This window comes from Maritimimonas sp. 2304DJ26-3 (assembly GCF_056591635.1).
Genome location: NZ_JBWQOK010000004.1, coordinates 180,900 through 198,003 on the forward strand (window position 1 = coordinate 180,900; position 17,104 = coordinate 198,003).

Sequence of the window (17,104 nt, forward strand, 5' to 3'; positions counted from 1 at the left end):
AAAATTATGGCAATTAAAAATATAGCTGTTACAAAAGAGATGCAAAGTGCTTTAACACCATCGAGTGTTTTGCAAGATTTATTGGATGGTAATAATAGATTTACAGGCGGATCATCGAATACATTAGATAATGCTGCTTTGGTAAGTCAAACAACAGGTGGTCAGTTTCCTAAAGCTGTTATTTTATCTTGTATCGATTCAAGAGTTCCTGTAGAAACAGTTTTCGATCAAGCAATTGGTGATGTATTCGTAGCTCGTGTAGCTGGTAACTTTGAAAATACGGATATTCTTGGAAGTATGGAGTATTCGTGTAAAGTAGCAGGAAGTAAACTTGTTTTGGTTCTTGGTCACGAAGCTTGTGGAGCTGTAAAAGCTGCTTGTGATGGTGTTGAACTAGGTAATATTACCTCAATGTTAGGTAATATTTTACCAGCTGTTAAAAAATCTTCTGATGAAGTAGATGGAGAATTGAATTCATCTAACAGTGCATTTGTAGCAAAAACTGTAGAAAACAATGTAAAAATGACTATTGATCGAATTCGTGAAGGAAGTTCTATTCTTAAAGAAATGGAAGACAATGGCGAAATTCAAATAGTTGGTGGAGTTTACAGTTTGCAAACTGGTAAAGTAGAAATGGTATAATAATATTTTAACTTAAAATAAAAAGCCGCTTATTGAGCGGCTTTTTATTTTTATACATTGAATGAACTTAAGCTTCTTTTGCTGAGGTAGCTTTATAAGCAAAGGCTATAGCCATTCCTATTAACCCGAAAAGAATAATACTAATAAATCCGTCTGCTAAGTGCCCAGTTAAGTCAGAAAGATTCATAACGCCATAATTCAATAGCCCTATACCAAATCCTACAAAAACACCAACAAGAGCACCAAATTCAAACCCTTCTTTTAAGCTGTGAGCTCCTCGAGCCCATTTAGAGTATAATGTCGCCATAATAAAAGATTGAACTAAACAACCCAAAGCTATATACAACATCTCTCCTTCCTCTTTCATAACCCCATCAGTTAATGCATGGCTTGCAAAAAAGTCATGAGTAAGGATTCCATAAATTAAATAGCCTAGGAAAAAACAAACTATAAATCCAGCAAGAGTAGCTAATAAATTCGATTTTGAAAACATAATTATTTAAGTTTAATTGGTTAATGGTCAGAAAGTTAATGAAAAGAATTTTAATTGATGGTAGGAATCTCCTCTTTATAGATGTTTTTATTAAGTACAACTACGAACCATTATGAAAAAAATTACTTAAAAGACTGCTTCAATTATTATAAACGGAACGACTATGATTCCTTTAATGGCCTTCTTGTTATTTACCAGTCAGAATAAAGAATTAGATAGATTAATAGGGATCTTAAAGGAGAGTATTTCAATTAGCTAAAAGCTCCAATTTTTATAGCTAGAAGATTGTTCTAGTTTTTTTTCTAGATCATCAGGAAGAGCAGGGAAAAAATCTATTCCTGTTAAAGATTCAATTTTATCAATTGAGGTTGCAAATTCATAAAGGGGGCGTTTAGATGCTGTATGGGGTACTAAAAAAGCAATGGCTTTAATTTCTGGTTCAGAATAATCCAACAATATTTTATAGAATTGGCTTGGTACAGTAACTTTTTCACGACCAATAGTTTTTAAATTATCTTTTAAAATACCTCCAGTAACTACATACAGATGTCGTTCTTTACTAGCCCAATAACGTACTTTTTGTTCTAGCCGATTCCAAACACCAACATTAAAATCATGTTTTTGAGGTGAGATATTACTCGTTAAAAAGGTATTATTATAAGCGCTTTTAGAAAATTTACGATCTCCGGCAGGTAATAGATGTCCTTTGCTATAACCAGAATTTTTAAAATTACCCCAATGGGCTGATTTTGTTTTTACTTTTTTATCCAATTCAAATAAAGGACGTTTTCTATTAGTATTAGATAGATGCTCTTTTTTTAACTCATAAGCTACCCATTCTGCTTGTTCATGTGGCTCACTATATGAGAGCGTATAATAATTATGTTTTATAACCTGATTAGTTGTAGAAGTTGGTAAAAAGTTAAAATGAGTTGTTGATTGTTGTTCTTCTTTTTTTACAGATTCATTAGTGATAGTTTCCTTGTCGGATGCTGGAGTAACTAAATATAAAATAGTAGCTACCAGAAGGATAATTAACGGATAAGCAATTGCTTTATTCTTAAGCATTAAGACTTACTTTTAATTAAAATATCTTGATAATCTTCGGTACGTTGTAATGACTTAAACATTTTAATTGCTGCTTCAGGGGGAGCAGTCAATTTTCGTTTTTCAAGATCAATCCAAGCTGCATAAATTTTAATTTCTGCAGCTAAGGTTCCATCTTGTTTATAGATACGATGAAACATTTTGAAACGTTCACCTTTATCAGACATTCCTTCTAAGAGAAGATCAACAGAAATATCTTCCCCTAATTTTATTTCTCTAACGAAAGATGTTTCTTCTTTAAACAAAATTGGTCCAAAATTTTCTTTTTCAAAACGTTCAACTCCAAAACCATGTTCGTTAAAAAAACGTATTCTACATGCGGCGGCATAATCATTATAGGCCGTATGACGCATATGTTTATTAGCGTCAAAATCTGCCCATTTTGTATGATAGTTAATTTTAAAAATCATTAACTAAGTACACTCTTAATTCGTTTAAATGCTTCTTTTAATTCTTCAGTTGAGGCTGCGTACGAAATTCTGATATTGTTAGGAGCACCAAAAGCATCACCGGTAACGGTTGCCACATTTGCTTTTTCTAACAAAAACAGGGAAAAATCGGTTGCATTATTTATTTTATAATTATCAATGGTTTTTCCAAAAAAAGAAGAAACATCAGGAAAAACATAAAACGCTCCACTTGGTATATTGGCAGACATACCATCTATTTCATCAAGTAAATTCAATACTATGTTTCTACGCACCTTGAATTCATCTACCATGTATAGAATCTTAGAAACAGGAGCGTCTAAAGCGGTAATGGTCGCACGTTGAGCTATACAATTTGCTCCAGAAGTTATTTGTCCTTGCATTTTTGTACATGCTTTGGCAATCCAAGCGGGTGCGCCGATATAACCAATTCGCCATCCAGTCATAGCAAAAGCCTTAGCAACACCATTTACCGTAATGGTTCTATCATACATGCTTTCAATTTTTGCAAAACTGAAAGTTGGTTCACCGTAATTTATATGCTCATAAATTTCATCCGACAGAATGTAAATTTCTGGATGTTTCTCCAATACGGTTGCCAATGCACGATATTCATTTTCGGTGTATGAAGAACCACTTGGGTTATTAGGCGAATTAAAGAATATCATCTTTGTTTTTGGCGTAATAGCGGCTTCTAATTGGGCTGGTGTAATCTTAAAATTAGTTTCAATTGACGAAGGTATTTCTGTATACGTTGCCTCTGATAACATAGCAATTGCAGAGTAACTTACCCAATATGGTGCGGGTAATAAAACTTCATCACCAGGGTTTAGCAATACTTGAGCAACATTTGCAATTGATTGCTTCGCTCCTGTAGAAACTACAATTTGATTTTCATTATAATCCAAATCATTATCGCGTTTAAATTTTCTACAAACAGCTTCTCGTAATTCTAAATATCCGTTCACAGGAGTATAAGAATTATAATTTTCATCAATAGCTTGCTTAGCGGCTTCTTTGATAAAATCTGGTGTGTTAAAATCAGGTTCACCTAAACTTAAACTAATTATATCTTTACCTTCAGCTTTTAATTCTCGGGCTTTAGCAGCCATTGCAAGCGTTTGAGAAACAGGTAAATTATTTATTCTATCTGAAAGTAATTGCTGTGTTGCGATCATTATTAAATAATTGATAGGCAAAAATAAATATTTATACCTTATAAATAATCAGACAGAATTACTTTTAATTGCAAAAAGTTATGAATGCAACTAAAATTAAAATAATGTGAAATATAACTAGGCTAAAGCAGGCTTTTTACCTAATTCTTTTAATTGTTGAAAATGAGAAATAATAGCCGCTCTAGTTGTTTGATATTCGTTGTATGGTAAATTAAACTCTAGGGCGGTTTTCTTTACAATTTTAGCCAAATCTTTATAATGAACATGACTAATATGAGAAAACAAATGATGTTCTATTTGCCTGTTTAATCCACCGGTAAACCAACCCACTATTTTGTTTTTTGGTGCAAAATTTGCGGTCGTAAATAATTGATGAATTGCCCAAGTGTTTTTCATGTTTCCTTCAGAATCTGGTACAGGCATGTCGGTATCTGGCATAACATGTGCTAATTGAAAAACTACACTTAAAATAATACCTGCTGTATAGTGCATAATTAAAAAACCAATTAAAACTTGCCACCAGCTATAGCCAACAGCTAGAGGTAGTACAACCCAAAGTGAATAGTAAATGATTTTTCCTATAATTAACTTTGTCCACTGAGTGGCTGGATTTGGCATTTTGCCATAAGACAATTTTCTTTTTAGATATAAATAAGTCTGCTTGAAATCGGTTGTAATTGCCCAATTAATTGTCAGCAAACCATATAAGAAAATAGAATAATATTTTTGGTATCTATGAAAGCTATACCATTTTGCATGTCTCGAAAAACGAATTACTCTACCAGCATCTATATCTTCATCATGTCCTTGAATGTTTGTATAAGTGTGATGTAAAACATTGTGCTGTACTTTCCAGTTGTAATCATTCCCAGCGAGGATATGTATACTACTACCCATTAATTTATTGATCCATTTTTTACTAGAGTATGATTCGTGATTGGCATCATGCATAACATTCATACCAACTCCAGCAATACCAACTCCGGTTATGACCATAAATAGTATTTGTACCCACCCCGGTAAGTCTAATGTGAGTAGAAGTATAAATGGAGCTAATAATAGTGTGAACATTACAACTGTTTTTAAATATAGTTTCCAGTTGCCTGTTTTTTTTATTTTTCGTTCTTTAAAATAGGAGTTGATTCTTTTGTTAAGTGTTCTAAAAAATTTAGCAGAATCGACTCTCGAAAATTTTACAGCTATAGAATTTGACATAGTGAGTTGTTATCTTTTTTAGATGGCGCAAAGCTACATCATTTTTGATTTATAGGATGTTTACTGCACTAATTTATTAAATTTTTAACAAGATAGTGTAGTTTTGCATTCTGAATATGAAATTGATTACTACTTATTTTACTGATTTAGACGACCAACAGTTATCACAATTTGCTAAACTGGAAGAGCTTTATAAGCATTGGAATGCTCAAATAAATGTTATTTCTCGCAAGGATATTGATGAGCTTTATTTGCGTCATGCGTTACATTCATTAGGTATAGCAAAGGTGCAAGAACTTAAGCCAGGTTCTAAGATTTTGGATGTTGGTACAGGTGGTGGTTTTCCTGGAATTCCGCTGGCAATTTTATTTCCCGAAACTAAGTTTTATCTAGTAGATTCTATTGGTAAAAAAATAAAAGTGGTGAATGAAGTGGCTGCTGCTATAGGATTACAAAATATAAAAGCTGAGCACGGTCGTGCTGAAAAAGTAAAAGGAGAATTCGATTTTATTGTAAGCCGAGCTGTTACCAATATGAACGATTTTGTAAAATGGACACGTAAAAAGGTTGCAAAAAAACAAAAACATGAATTGGCGAATGGAATTCTTTATTTAAAGGGTGGCGACCTTAAAGAAGAACTTGCCAATTTTCCAAAGGCAACACTTTATAATCTATCTGATTATTTTAAAGAAGACTTTTTTGATACTAAAAAAGTAGTGCATTTACCGCTAAAATATAAGCCTTAATTATAACTTTTTTATTTGATCCAAATTTGGTTTATTTGTTCACTAAACCAAAAATCAATTATGAAAAAGATATTATTATTAATATTTACAATTACTTGTTTTCAATTTTCTACTGCTCAAAAGGCTACTTTTGGGGCAAAAGGAGGGGTTAATTTTTCAAGTTTAAGAGGATCAAACGAAACAATAGATTTTTTGAACGACTCTGGTCTTGCTCACAAAATTAGAGTAGGATATCATTTAGGAGGGTTTGTGAAAATTGAACTTTCAGACAAACTTTATTTGCAACCAGAACTTCTTTTTTCTCTACAGGGAAGTACTCAAAAAATAAGTGATATTTTTCTTGAAAATCAGTTTGGAAATGCTATAACCAATTCTTTGGAAGTTAGGGTTAATACAAATCTATCTTATTTAAATCTGCCAATATTGGTAAGGTATTATTTAAATAATCAAATTAGTGTTGAAGCTGGTCCTCAAGTTGGATATATGTTGAGTGGAAAATTTAATAATAAAATTATAGATAGCGGAGGAGTTTCAGACGAGATTATCGAATCTTTGGGTGAAGGAAAGGTTGATATTGAAAATAAGAATGAGTTTGATTTAGGATTAAGCGTCGGACTGGGTTATGATTTTTATGATAATCTTAATTTAGGGCTTAGATATAACTATGGTTTCACAAAAGTTTTTCAAGGTTCTCCATTAAAAAATTACACAATACAACTGAGTTTAGGTTATAATTTTGAATAAAATGAAAAAAATAACTCTATTTTCTGTTCTCTTTTTATGGTTTCAGTTCGGATTAGCTCAAAAAGTAATATTTGGAGTAAAAGGAGGAGTTAACTTAGCAGCATTTACTGAAAATTTTAATGGTCCATTTGATTACAAGTATAAATTAGGTTTTCAATTAGGTGGATTTGCGAGAATTGAATTAGCTGATGGATTATATCTGCAACCTGAATTGCTTTATAGTTTACAAGGGACAAGCTACGATATTTCTTTATCAAATATTATTCTACCTCAAACACCAAATGACCCTTTTTTTATCAAAGGTGATATTAATGGGAAACAATCTGAATCTAATATCATTTTACCTATAATGATAAAATACTATGTGTCAGAAGATTTTAGCGTTGAAGCTGGTCCACAGCTAGACTACGTATTTCGTATAAAGTCAGATAGAATAGTGGTTACCGATCAAGGGGTTGTAAATGAAGGTAATGAATTGGTCGACGAGAGTGATTTTAACTTCGGTATAAACCTAGGTATAGGTTATGATATAAATGATAATCTAGGATTTGGGCTTCGATACAATTATGGGTTTAATAGATTATTTAAAGGTGAATTGGCGATTTACGATAATGGAGATAAACGAAGAAATTCGGTATTCAGTTTAAATTTTGAATATCGATTTAACTAATTAGGTATTTCAGCAATTTTTTTCTCAAATAAAGATTGTTCTTGTTTTGATTCCTTAAAAATACCTTCTCTTTTAGCGTCTATATGAAATAGATGTTTAATTAAGTGTCATATTCTTTGTTTTAAGTTATACGTGCTTATGACGGATTCAATTACATGTTTGTACAGATGTATTTGGCTTTATTAAAAGTTTAACAATTTTATTTTCAATAAATAATATATAATATATTATTTTTGCTTATGATTCAAAAAATAGCACTTAGAGAACAGGTTAAAGAATATTTACAAAGGCAAATGCTAGAGAGGAAACTTTCTTTTGGGCAAAGACTCTCTCTGCCTAAAATAGCTGAACAAATAAATGTAAGTTTAACACCAATACGTGAGGCGTTAACTCAACTTCAGCAGGCGGGGATAGTTGAGGTAATACCAAATCGTGGCTTTTTTTTGCCTGAATTATCAGCACAAGAAGCGTCAGAAATCTATCCTTTGATAAGTTGTTTAGAGTGTCTTGCTGTAGAAAATAGCACTTTTTCTTCCACGCAAATTGAAAAACTTATAACTATTAATAATAAAATTTTAAATGCCAAAAAGATAGACCAAGTGGTTAAATACGATCTTAAGTTTCATAATACTCTTATTAAAAATTTTAATAACCATATAACAAAACAAATCTTGAATGATATGAAGATAAGAGTCTTTTTTTATGAATTAGAATACATGAAGAAGGATGGAAGTATTTTGCGCTCTACCAATGGTCATAATCTTATCATTGAGGCGTTAAAAAAGAATGATATTATGGCTGCTATAGCTGCAATTAAGAAAAATTGGTTGACAAGTGAATATTTTATAACCGAAAATTATTTTAAGAATGCGTAACTATTTATTAATGCTTAATTTGTTAATGTTAACTATTATCACGGCACAGAAAAATGATGAGAAGGAATTTATATTTGACACCAAAATAATAAATCAGTATAATGATGCCGTAAATGATATTGTTTATATAATGGCTGATTATTATGAGGGAGTTGAATACGGCAATGAAGAAAAGTTGAACGCTTCATTTCATAGTTCATGGCAGATGAGGGATAATGATGGAACCGATAATAATTTTATACATATTGAGGATAAGCAAACATTCATAAATCGAGCTAAAAATCGCGGTAATTTTGAAGATTATGCTAGCCAACGTAAAATTGGAGCGGTAGAGGTGATTCATGATCAATTAGCATTTGTCAGAATTGACAAATCGCCATCCAGGAGCGCTACATTATTCTTTTTGGCCAAAATTGATAATGCTTGGATAATTATAGACAAACTTTGGGTGTATAAAGAAAAAAAATATAATGCTTTGCCATCTGATCAATTATTGGAAAGTATTGAACGTTTTTATAGTACCCAGATAAAAGATAAAAGTTTTGATTCAAAACTTTTATCAAAAAATACTTATATAATAGCTAATGAACCTCAACTAACAGATCATGAAATAAAATTGGTTTCAATAACCGGCGTTTATGATAGACTAGCTATTGTTAGGACAGATTACCCAGTTATAAATACGACACGATACCTTGTGTTATTTAGATTAAATTCAGGCTGGAAAGTGGCTTGCGAACGTATTTCTGAACGAAAATAACTCTATTGCATTTTAACAATACGTAATAATGAGACTAGTTTGCCATTTATCCTCTTTTTCAAGATAAACCTTGTCAAATAAGGAAGCCAAACACAAAAAACCACATCAAACGATGTGGTTTATAGATTCTTTTGGGTCAGAACAATATTATCCTAAGAAAGGATATCTATAATCTTCTGGAGAAACAAATGTTTCTTTTATCAATCTAGGTGATACCCAACGTAATAAGTTTTGAGCAGAACCTGCTTTATCATTTGTTCCTGATGCTCTGGCTCCACCAAATGGTTGTTGGCCAACAACTGCTCCAGTTGGCTTATCGTTTATATAGAAATTACCAGCACAATTTTCTAATGCTTTAGTAGCTTCTACAACTGCATATCTATCAGTAGAGAACACAGCTCCTGTTAGAGCATATTCCGATGTACCATCAACTAACTCAAGTGTTTTTACCCAGTCTTTATCTTTATACACATAAACTGTAACTACTGGCCCAAATAATTCGGTACACATAGTTGTATATTTTGGGTCTTTAGCTAAAATAACTGTTGGTTCTATAAAATATCCTTTAGATTTATCGTAACTACCACCAGCAATAATATCGGCATCATCATCTGCCCTTGCACCATCTATATATTTTGCTAGTTTATCAAATGAGCCTTCATGAATAACAGCTGTAATAAAATTGCTCAAATCTTCTGGAGATCCCATTTTAAATGACTTTACATCTTCTCTTACAAAAGCTAATACTTCGTCTGCAATAGATTCTGGTAAATACACTCTCGAAGCTGCAGAACATTTTTGTCCTTGAAACTCGAAAGCACCTCTAGAAATTCCTGTAGCTACTTGCTTAGGATTAGCTGACGGGTGTGCAATAATAAAATCTTTACCACCAGTTTCTCCAACTATTCTTGGATAGGTTTTATAGTTATGAATATTAGCACCAATATTTTTCCAAATCTCTTTAAATACAAAAGTAGATCCTGTAAAGTGTAAACCAGAAAAATCTGGTGAAGCCAACATAATTTCGGTAATCATTACTGGATCTCCATAAATTACATTGATAACTCCATCTGGCACACCAGCTTCTTTAAATACATCTACAATTACTTTTGCGGAAAATATCTGACTGTCTGAAGGCTTCCAAACTACTACATTGCCCATCATGGCTGCAGAAGCAGGTAAATTACCGGCAATAGCAGTAAAGTTAAATGGTGTAATAGCATATACAAAACCTTCTAATGGTCTATACTCAACACGGTTCCAAATACCTTCAGCCGAATCTGGTTGTTCAGCATAGATCTGAGTCATAAATTCTACATTAAAACGTAGAAAATCGATAAACTCAGCCACTGCATCAATCTCAGCTTGATGTACTGTTTTAGATTGTGCAATCATTGTTGCTGCATTGATTTTTGCTCGGTATGGACCAGCTAATAAATCGGCAGCTCTTAAGAAGATAGCTGCACGTTGTTCCCATGGCATTTGCGACCACTCTTTTCTAGCCTCTAAAGCGGTTGAAATTGCTTGCTCAGCATGCTTTTTTTCTGCTAAATGATATTGACCTACAACTTGTTGATGATCATGTGGAGGAGTCATATTACGAGTGTTTCCTGTTTTAATTTCTTCGCTACCAATGTACATAGGCACATCTACCGATCCATTAAAATATGCTTTGTATTGCTTTAAAACAGCATCTCTTTCGGGTGAACCAGGAGCATACCCTTTTACAGGTTCGTTTACAGCTACCGGTACTTGAAAAAATCCTTTACCCATTATTGTATGTTTTTAAGTGTTAATCGACTAAATTTGAAGCGCAAAGTTAAGAAAATTGAAGCGATAAATAATGTGTACTGTAAGTTATCTTCCTTTAGGAAATTCTGATTTTATTTTAACGTCTAGTAGAGATGTTCCGTATGCTCGAGAAAGGGCTGAACATCCGCAAAAATATACTGAAGATGATGTGGATTTGTGGTATCCAAAAGATGGCAAAGCTGGAGGTACATGGATAGGAACGAGCTCTAAAAATAGATTGATCTGTTTGTTGAATGGAGGATTTGAATATCATACATCACTCAGTCATTACAAAAAGAGTAGAGGTCTTATTGTAAAAGAGTTGCTAAAAGTAGGAAATATCCGTAGAGGATTAGAAGCTGTAGATTTAAATGGCGTTGAGCAATTTACCTTAGCAATTGTAGATTGGAATAATACTTTAGAATTGATTGAATTTGTTTGGGATGGCAAACAAAAGCGTACAAAGACAATGCCTCAAGAACCTGCTATTTGGTCTTCGTCTACTTTGTATGATAATGGTATAAAACAGTTACGAAGAGATTGGTTTTCTGGTTGGCAAAAAGAGAATGAATTTGATACTGAATCTATTTTAGAATTTCATCATAATGCCGGTATTGGAGACCCAAGAATTGATGTGTTAATGGATAGAAAATTAGGAGGTACTGTGAGTGTAACTTCCATAAAACGGGTCTCTGGAAGGATTGCAATAAACTATGAAGATATTTTTACTAAAGAAGTTTCAAAAACTAATATTTAGTAAAAAATAAAAGAGATTGCAGTTAATAGTGTTAACCCTATTGTGGCTATTATTGTAAATGCAAAGTTTGCCATCATATATTTTATGATAGTTTTAATCCACCCTTGTTTATAAAAAACCTTCATGGCTATTAGTAGATAAACAGAAAATAGAGCTGGTACAATTAAAAATAATTCATCCTTTCCATTCGAGAAAAAATGTATTATCATAAATAACAACAATAATAAAAAGAAAACAGTTTGTGTATAAAACACAAAAACTAAATGCTCCATGTAAGTGTATTCTCTACGCAAATAGATAAATTTTAAAAACAAAGCGAATACAGGTAGAAATAAGAAGATGGCTAAAGATAAATTAGAAAATATATGCTCATTAAAACTTTCACCTCTATCTTCCATCATAGTATAAGAGTCTTTGGCTTTATCATAGTAAAATCGATTCCAAAATGTATTTTTATAATCTAGACTGTCTAATGCTTGATCTACCGAGTGATCTTCATTTTTCTTATGGTAATCATAAAAATCATTTAGTTTCTTAAAGAAAGGATTGGTTTTTCTAAAGTTACTCTTTAAAGAATCTAAATCTGTATTTTGCTTACTTAAACTATCAAGATCTACATTATTTGCTTTTAAGGTAGAATCAATATCGATAGGAATACTTTTCTGAACCCGATCTAATGTAGCCTTTGTAATAGAATCTTTTTGTTTAACAGATAATGAATCAGTTTTTTCATTTTGCGCATCAAAATTTACAATATTTGCTTTAAACTGACTTTTACCATCATCTCTGAATTCACTTATCTTTCCAAGTATTCCATAAATCAAAAAGAAAATCAGTGATATAGTTAAATAAGTTCGAAAAGGATTTACAAAGTTTTTTCGCTTTCCAGAAATAAATTCGTAAGCAACTTTACCAGGTTTAAAAATAAGAGGTACCGTAGTGTTCCAAACACGAGAGTCAATTGATATAAAATTATCTAAAAATTCATCAACAACTAACTTGAAACTTAAAGGGTTTGTGTTGTTACGTTGCCCACAATCTGGACAAAAGTTTTCTTCACCACTTAACGGAATTTCACAGTTTAAACACGTGTTACCACGCAATCTTGCAGGTAGTTTTTCTTTTTTCTTCTTTTTAAACAATGAAATCATCGCCTAAAAGTAGCGTATTTTTTAGAATTAGAAAATGATTAAAAGAGTAGTTCTAATTTAAAACAGCAGGTACGTTCAATTGAAACGACGGGATTATAACCTTAAAGTTTTTGGTTGTAGTAAAGTTTATCATGTTGTAATAGCCACGCATAGAACCAGCAGGCGATACCAAATTACAATAAGAGTTATATGTATGACTGGTTTTAGGTTTTAAAATAGGTTTTTTACCTATTACACCTTCACCATCTACCACTTCTCTCTTTTTAAGTGAATCGAAAATATCCCAGTGACGGCTAATCAATTGTACAGAATCATTACTTTGATTTTCGATAGTAACACTATAGCTAAATGTGTAATACATTCTGTAGTTTTGATAGGTTGTGCCTTCAAAATTTGTGTCTACAGATATTTTAATGCCGTTTGTTACTTGTTGTACCATGATAGAATACTAATAAATGGTGATTGCAAAGATATAAAACAAATTATAACTTGCTTATAATTAGGTATTAGATGGCTTCTTGTAAATTTAGTTGCGTAAATTTTCTGAATTAGCATTGCCAATACCAATAACTTGTTGATATCGGGTACCTAAAGGTTTATAATAAACAAGTACAGAATAATTGTTTTCCGTTTGATAAAATGACCCTTCAATAGAATGGTTATTTATATTACCTTCTTTATTCGCAGTGACGTATTGATAGTTATAAAACCCTTGCTTTAAGAATAACTTACCATGATATAACCTTGTCTCATCATTATAGGTTAGTTTATTTTCTTCAGTTAGTTGCCAATCATTAAAATCACCATAAATGTAGATAGAATCATCACCTATATTTTCAAAAGTTTCTAATGAAAAATGTACCCAAGAATAATCACCTTCAAGATTTATGTCATCAGTGTCTACAGTTCTTAAAACAAAATTTCCATTAACATCTGGGTAATAAGTATAGGGTCTATGTAATCTTTCTTCGTCAGTATATAAGTATGTATTGAATTGGTCTTTTAATTCGCTTTTGGCTATATTATTGGTAGCGCCTCGAATTTGCTTAGTATCAAAAAATAAAAATTCATTACCTGCCCAAAAATTCACATTCGCTCCATATTTGTATAGTAATTGATTACCGCGAATGAATTGTGGTTTTACATCTTTTATGGCAGTATTCCAATCATTATTTTGATAGACAACTACTTTTAGTTCTAAGCTAGGATTATTGATCAACAAATCAGGATGATTTATAGAAAACTGAACATTTTGCTTGGTGTTTATTGTAGCAATATCTCTACTTCTATGTACGCTAACACCAACATTTACTTTTGGTTGATATATTATAAATGGCCTTGTAAAAACAGTTTCATCTTCTTCGTCTAAAACACTAATAACATAATTACCAGTTATTTTTATACGTACATTATCGTTAGGTAGTCGTAATTTATAATGGGTATATCCTTGAATGGAATTAAAAGAATTATCGAAGTTGCGAATCCAATCAGATGTAAATCCATCTAAATATTCGGTAGTATTAAGATTCGATTTTTGCCAATTATAATCGTAGTGTTCAATTTTATAAGAATATTGTTGTTGATCACCATTAAGATCATCAAATTCTAGAACAAGTGTACCTCCTAATTTAATAATGGACGCGTAATCATTTGTTAATGTGGATCGTAGTACAATTGATTTAATATTTTCTGGTGGATCTACAATAACGCTAGATTGTGCCCATAAAAAACTTCCCGTAAAGGAAATTAAAATCAATAAAAGAAATGATGCTGTTTTTTGTTGCATTACTAAATTTTAAAGCTCTAAATCAAAAGCCATACCGATTTTAGAAAACAAAAATAGCGAAACAGAATTAGTATTTGGAACTAGCTTATTTAGAATAAATATAAATAATGTTTTAAACCAGCTAAATGCTTAAAAAACACAGACAAAATTTTTAAATTTGCACCTCTTTTAAAGACAATAAATTTCAATTTATAAATATGTCAACAGACATTCGTATTAAAAAGGGCTTAGATATTAAGCTTGTTGGCGAGGCTGAAAAGACAACTACCAATCTTCCTTTAAGTAGTGTGTACGCCGTAAAGCCAGACGATTTTCATAAAATAACTCCAAAACTCTTAGTAAAAGTTGGTAACGAAGTAAAAGCTGGTGAAGCTTTATTTCATTCTAAAGCTAACGATCAAGTTCTATTTCCATCTCCAGTAAGTGGTGAAGTAGTTGAGATAGTTCGTGGTGCTAAACGAAAAGTTTTAGAGATTAAGATTTTAGCTGATAAAACTCAGCAATATCAAGATTTTGGTAAAAAAGATGCAGCCAATATGAATGGTGATGAATTAAAAGCTCATTTACTAGCTTCTGGTTGCTGGCCATTTATTAAGCAACGTCCATATGACGTGGTTGCAAACCCAGATAAAACGCCTAAGGCAATCTTTATCTCTGGTTATGCAAGTGCTCCATTAGCGGCTGATCTAGATTATGTATTGGCTGGTAAGGATGCTGAATTACAAGCTGCTGTTTCTGCTTTAGCAAAACTAACCGAAGGTAAGGTTCATATTGGTGTTGGTAAGAATGCTAGTAATCCATTAGCAAATCTTTCAGGAGTTATATTGCATAAAGTTTCAGGACCACATCCAAGCGGAAATGTGAGTACTTTAATTGCTAAAACTGATCCAATCAATAAAGGTGAAACAGTTTGGGTGGTAAATCCACAAGACTTGGTAATTATTGGCGAGTTATTATTGACTGGTAAGTTCAATGCGAAACGTTTAGTTGCTTTAACAGGATCTAAAATTATCAGACCACAATATGTAAAAACAATTGCTGGTGCTAAAATTGAAGATTTAGTTGTTGATAATTTAGACGAGCAAAACGAGCGAATCATTAGTGGTAACGTATTATCTGGCACACAAGTAACCAAAGAAGGATTCTTAGGTTACTATGATAATCAGATTACTGCAATTCCGGAAGGTGATGATTATGAATTCTTTGGTTGGAACAAGCCAATCTTTAATAAGATATCGAACTCTAGAGCATTAACATTTTCTTGGTTAAACCCTAAGAAAAAATACGATCTAAATACAAATACTAATGGAGAACATAGAGCTTTTGTATTAACAGGTTCTTACGAAGAAGTATTTCCCTTAGATATCTATCCGATGCAAATCTTAAAGGCATGTTTGTATAAAGATTTAGACGAGATGGAAGCATTGGGTATGTACGAGGTTGCACCAGAAGATTTTGCTTTAACAGAATTTATCTGTGTTTCTAAGCAACCACATCAACATATTATTAGAGAAGGTTTAGACTTAATGCTAGAAGAAATAGGTTAACACGTTATGGGATTAAAACAAAACTTACATAATTTAAAAGAGAAGTACAAAGGCACTAAAATGGCACCTGCGTTTAACGCGATCCATACTTTTTTGTATTTACCAAATGAGACTACACATGGTGGTACTCATATAAAAGCTGCAGATGATCTAAAACGTACTATGAATATTGTGATCATGGCGCTAATACCATGTCTTATTTTTGGTATGTTCAATGCAGGTTATCAACACTATTTAGCGGCTGGTGAAATAGAAAGAGCGACTAGTTTCTTTAGTGGTGAATTCTGGAATATGAACAATTTTCTAATTGGTTTAACTAAAATTTTACCATTAGTACTAGTTTCTTACGGAGTTGGTTTAGCAGTAGAATTCGTATTTGCTGTTATTAAAGGACACGAAGTTGAAGAAGGATACTTAGTTACTGGTATGTTAGTGCCATTAATTGTTCCTGTAGATATTCCATTATGGATGTTAGCAGTTGCAGTTATTTTTGGTGTAGTTATCGGTAAAGAAGTATTTGGTGGTACGGGTATGAACATTTTAAACCCAGCCTTAACAGTAAGAGCATTCTTATTCTTTGCGTATCCTACTTGGATGAGTGGCGATAAAGTTTGGGTACACGATGCTGTGAATAGAGTAGGGCAACCAGATGCAATTTCAGGTGAAACTATGCTCGGTAGTCTGGCACAAAATATTACACCAAGCTATAATACTTGGGAATCTTTTATGGGCTTTATACCAGGTTCAGTTGGTGAAACATCGACTTTATTGATCCTTTTAGGAGGTCTATTCTTAACATTTACGAAGATAGGAAGCTGGAGAATCATGCTAAGTGCCGTACTAGGTGCGTTGATAATGGGCTTCATATTTAATCAAGTTGTAGATGCTGGTTGGATCACTAGCGGAAGTAAATTCTACGGATTAATGTCTGTAGATTTTTGGCAACATTTATTAATTGGTGGTCTGGCTTTTGGTATTGTATACATGGCTACTGACCCAGTAACGGCATCACAAACCAATAGAGGTAAATGGATTTATGGTTTCTTAATTGGTTTTATATCAGTAATGATTAGAGTATTTAATCCTGCTTACCCAGAAGGTGTAATGTTGGCAATTCTATTAATGAATGTATTTGCACCAACAATTGACCATTATGTGGTTCAAGGTAATGTTAAGAGAAGACTAAAACGTTTAAAAGCAAAAACAGCATAAGT

18 protein-coding genes are annotated in these 17,104 nt (G+C 32.3%); 9 read left to right on the forward strand and 9 right to left on the reverse strand.

From position 1 onward, the window contains the following. Positions 1-6 precede the first annotated feature (6 nt). Entirely contained in the window at positions 7-642 is a 636-nt protein-coding gene (locus AC1EUV_RS12510) for a carbonic anhydrase family protein (RefSeq protein ID WP_480199057.1), read from the forward strand. A gap of 67 nt (positions 643-709) precedes the next feature. Here AC1EUV_RS12510 and AC1EUV_RS12515 read toward each other — a convergent pair whose 3' ends face one another. The 5 genes from AC1EUV_RS12515 to AC1EUV_RS12535 form a co-directional block, all read right to left on the reverse strand. Then, entirely contained in the window at positions 710-1,135 is a 426-nt protein-coding gene (locus AC1EUV_RS12515; protein WP_480199058.1) for a hypothetical protein, read from the reverse strand. A gap of 255 nt (positions 1,136-1,390) precedes the next feature. Beyond that, positions 1,391-2,203, reverse strand: coding sequence for a DNA/RNA non-specific endonuclease (locus AC1EUV_RS12520; RefSeq protein WP_480199059.1), 813 nt, complete (start codon positions 2,201-2,203; stop codon positions 1,391-1,393). Continuing rightward, positions 2,203-2,652: an acyl-CoA thioesterase gene (locus tag AC1EUV_RS12525; RefSeq protein ID WP_480199060.1), complete on the reverse strand. Its 450-nt coding sequence runs from the start codon at positions 2,650-2,652 to the stop codon at positions 2,203-2,205. Before AC1EUV_RS12525 ends, AC1EUV_RS12520 begins: the two co-directional genes overlap by 1 nt. Continuing rightward, a complete protein-coding gene (locus tag AC1EUV_RS12530) occupies positions 2,652-3,782 on the reverse strand; it encodes a pyridoxal phosphate-dependent aminotransferase (protein ID WP_480199293.1) in 1,131 nt (376 codons plus the stop codon). Before AC1EUV_RS12530 ends, AC1EUV_RS12525 begins: the two co-directional genes overlap by 1 nt. Before the next feature lie 183 nt (positions 3,783-3,965). Further along, positions 3,966-5,063 carry a fatty acid desaturase family protein gene (locus tag AC1EUV_RS12535; RefSeq protein ID WP_480199061.1) on the reverse strand — a complete coding sequence of 366 codons (1,098 nt, stop codon included), beginning with the start codon at positions 5,061-5,063 and terminating at the stop codon, positions 3,966-3,968. Positions 5,064-5,179: 116 nt separating this feature from the next. On the opposite strand from AC1EUV_RS12535, the gene rsmG reads away from it, so the two are divergent. The 5 genes from rsmG to AC1EUV_RS12560 all read left to right on the forward strand — a co-directional run bounded on the left by rsmG (position 5,180) and on the right by AC1EUV_RS12560 (position 8,858). Further along, positions 5,180-5,809, forward strand: coding sequence for a 16S rRNA (guanine(527)-N(7))-methyltransferase RsmG (rsmG, locus tag AC1EUV_RS12540; RefSeq protein ID WP_480199062.1), 630 nt, complete (start codon positions 5,180-5,182; stop codon positions 5,807-5,809). Positions 5,810-5,869: 60 nt separating this feature from the next. After that, positions 5,870-6,553 carry a porin family protein gene (locus AC1EUV_RS12545; protein WP_480199063.1) on the forward strand — a complete coding sequence of 228 codons (684 nt, stop codon included), beginning with the start codon at positions 5,870-5,872 and terminating at the stop codon, positions 6,551-6,553. A gap of 1 nt (position 6,554) precedes the next feature. Beyond that, positions 6,555-7,223: a porin family protein gene (locus AC1EUV_RS12550; protein ID WP_480199064.1), complete on the forward strand. Its 669-nt coding sequence runs from the start codon at positions 6,555-6,557 to the stop codon at positions 7,221-7,223. A 239-nt stretch (positions 7,224-7,462) separates the two neighbouring features. Next, positions 7,463-8,098, forward strand: a complete 636-nt coding sequence (locus AC1EUV_RS12555) for a GntR family transcriptional regulator (protein WP_480199065.1) — start codon at positions 7,463-7,465, stop codon at positions 8,096-8,098. Next, on the forward strand, positions 8,091-8,858 hold the full coding sequence (locus AC1EUV_RS12560) for a nuclear transport factor 2 family protein (RefSeq protein ID WP_480199066.1): 768 nt from the start codon (positions 8,091-8,093) through the stop codon (positions 8,856-8,858). The genes AC1EUV_RS12555 and AC1EUV_RS12560 overlap by 8 nt, the downstream gene beginning before the upstream one ends. A 147-nt stretch (positions 8,859-9,005) precedes the next feature. Here AC1EUV_RS12560 and pruA read toward each other — a convergent pair whose 3' ends face one another. Then, positions 9,006-10,631: an L-glutamate gamma-semialdehyde dehydrogenase gene (gene pruA / locus AC1EUV_RS12565; RefSeq protein ID WP_480199067.1), complete on the reverse strand. Its 1,626-nt coding sequence runs from the start codon at positions 10,629-10,631 to the stop codon at positions 9,006-9,008. Between the two features lie 70 nt (positions 10,632-10,701). Here pruA and AC1EUV_RS12570 point away from each other — a divergent pair, with 70 nt between their 5' ends. Then, a complete protein-coding gene (locus AC1EUV_RS12570) occupies positions 10,702-11,406 on the forward strand; it encodes an NRDE family protein (protein WP_480199068.1) in 705 nt (234 codons plus the stop codon). Here the strand turns inward: AC1EUV_RS12570 and AC1EUV_RS12575 are convergent. From AC1EUV_RS12575 to AC1EUV_RS12585, 3 genes are all read right to left on the reverse strand, one after another. Further along, the gene (locus tag AC1EUV_RS12575; RefSeq protein WP_480199069.1) at positions 11,403-12,557 is read right to left on the reverse strand and encodes a DUF3667 domain-containing protein; all 1,155 of its coding nucleotides are present in this window, start codon (positions 12,555-12,557) and stop codon (positions 11,403-11,405) included. The genes AC1EUV_RS12570 and AC1EUV_RS12575 overlap by 4 nt on opposite strands. A 52-nt stretch (positions 12,558-12,609) precedes the next feature. Then, a complete protein-coding gene (gene apaG, locus AC1EUV_RS12580; RefSeq protein WP_480199070.1) occupies positions 12,610-12,996 on the reverse strand; it encodes a Co2+/Mg2+ efflux protein ApaG in 387 nt (128 codons plus the stop codon). An 87-nt stretch (positions 12,997-13,083) separates the two neighbouring features. Further along, complete coding sequence (locus AC1EUV_RS12585; protein ID WP_480199071.1) at positions 13,084-14,343, reverse strand: type IX secretion system plug protein; 1,260 nt, start codon at positions 14,341-14,343, stop codon at positions 13,084-13,086. Between the two features lie 197 nt (positions 14,344-14,540). On the opposite strand from AC1EUV_RS12585, the gene AC1EUV_RS12590 reads away from it, so the two are divergent. Together AC1EUV_RS12590 and AC1EUV_RS12595 are read left to right on the forward strand one after the other, a co-directional pair. Continuing rightward, the gene (locus AC1EUV_RS12590; RefSeq protein WP_480199072.1) at positions 14,541-15,890 is read left to right on the forward strand and encodes a Na(+)-translocating NADH-quinone reductase subunit A; all 1,350 of its coding nucleotides are present in this window, start codon (positions 14,541-14,543) and stop codon (positions 15,888-15,890) included. A 6-nt stretch (positions 15,891-15,896) separates the two neighbouring features. Next, complete coding sequence (locus AC1EUV_RS12595; RefSeq protein ID WP_480199073.1) at positions 15,897-17,102, forward strand: NADH:ubiquinone reductase (Na(+)-transporting) subunit B; 1,206 nt, start codon at positions 15,897-15,899, stop codon at positions 17,100-17,102. Positions 17,103-17,104 lie beyond the last annotated feature (2 nt).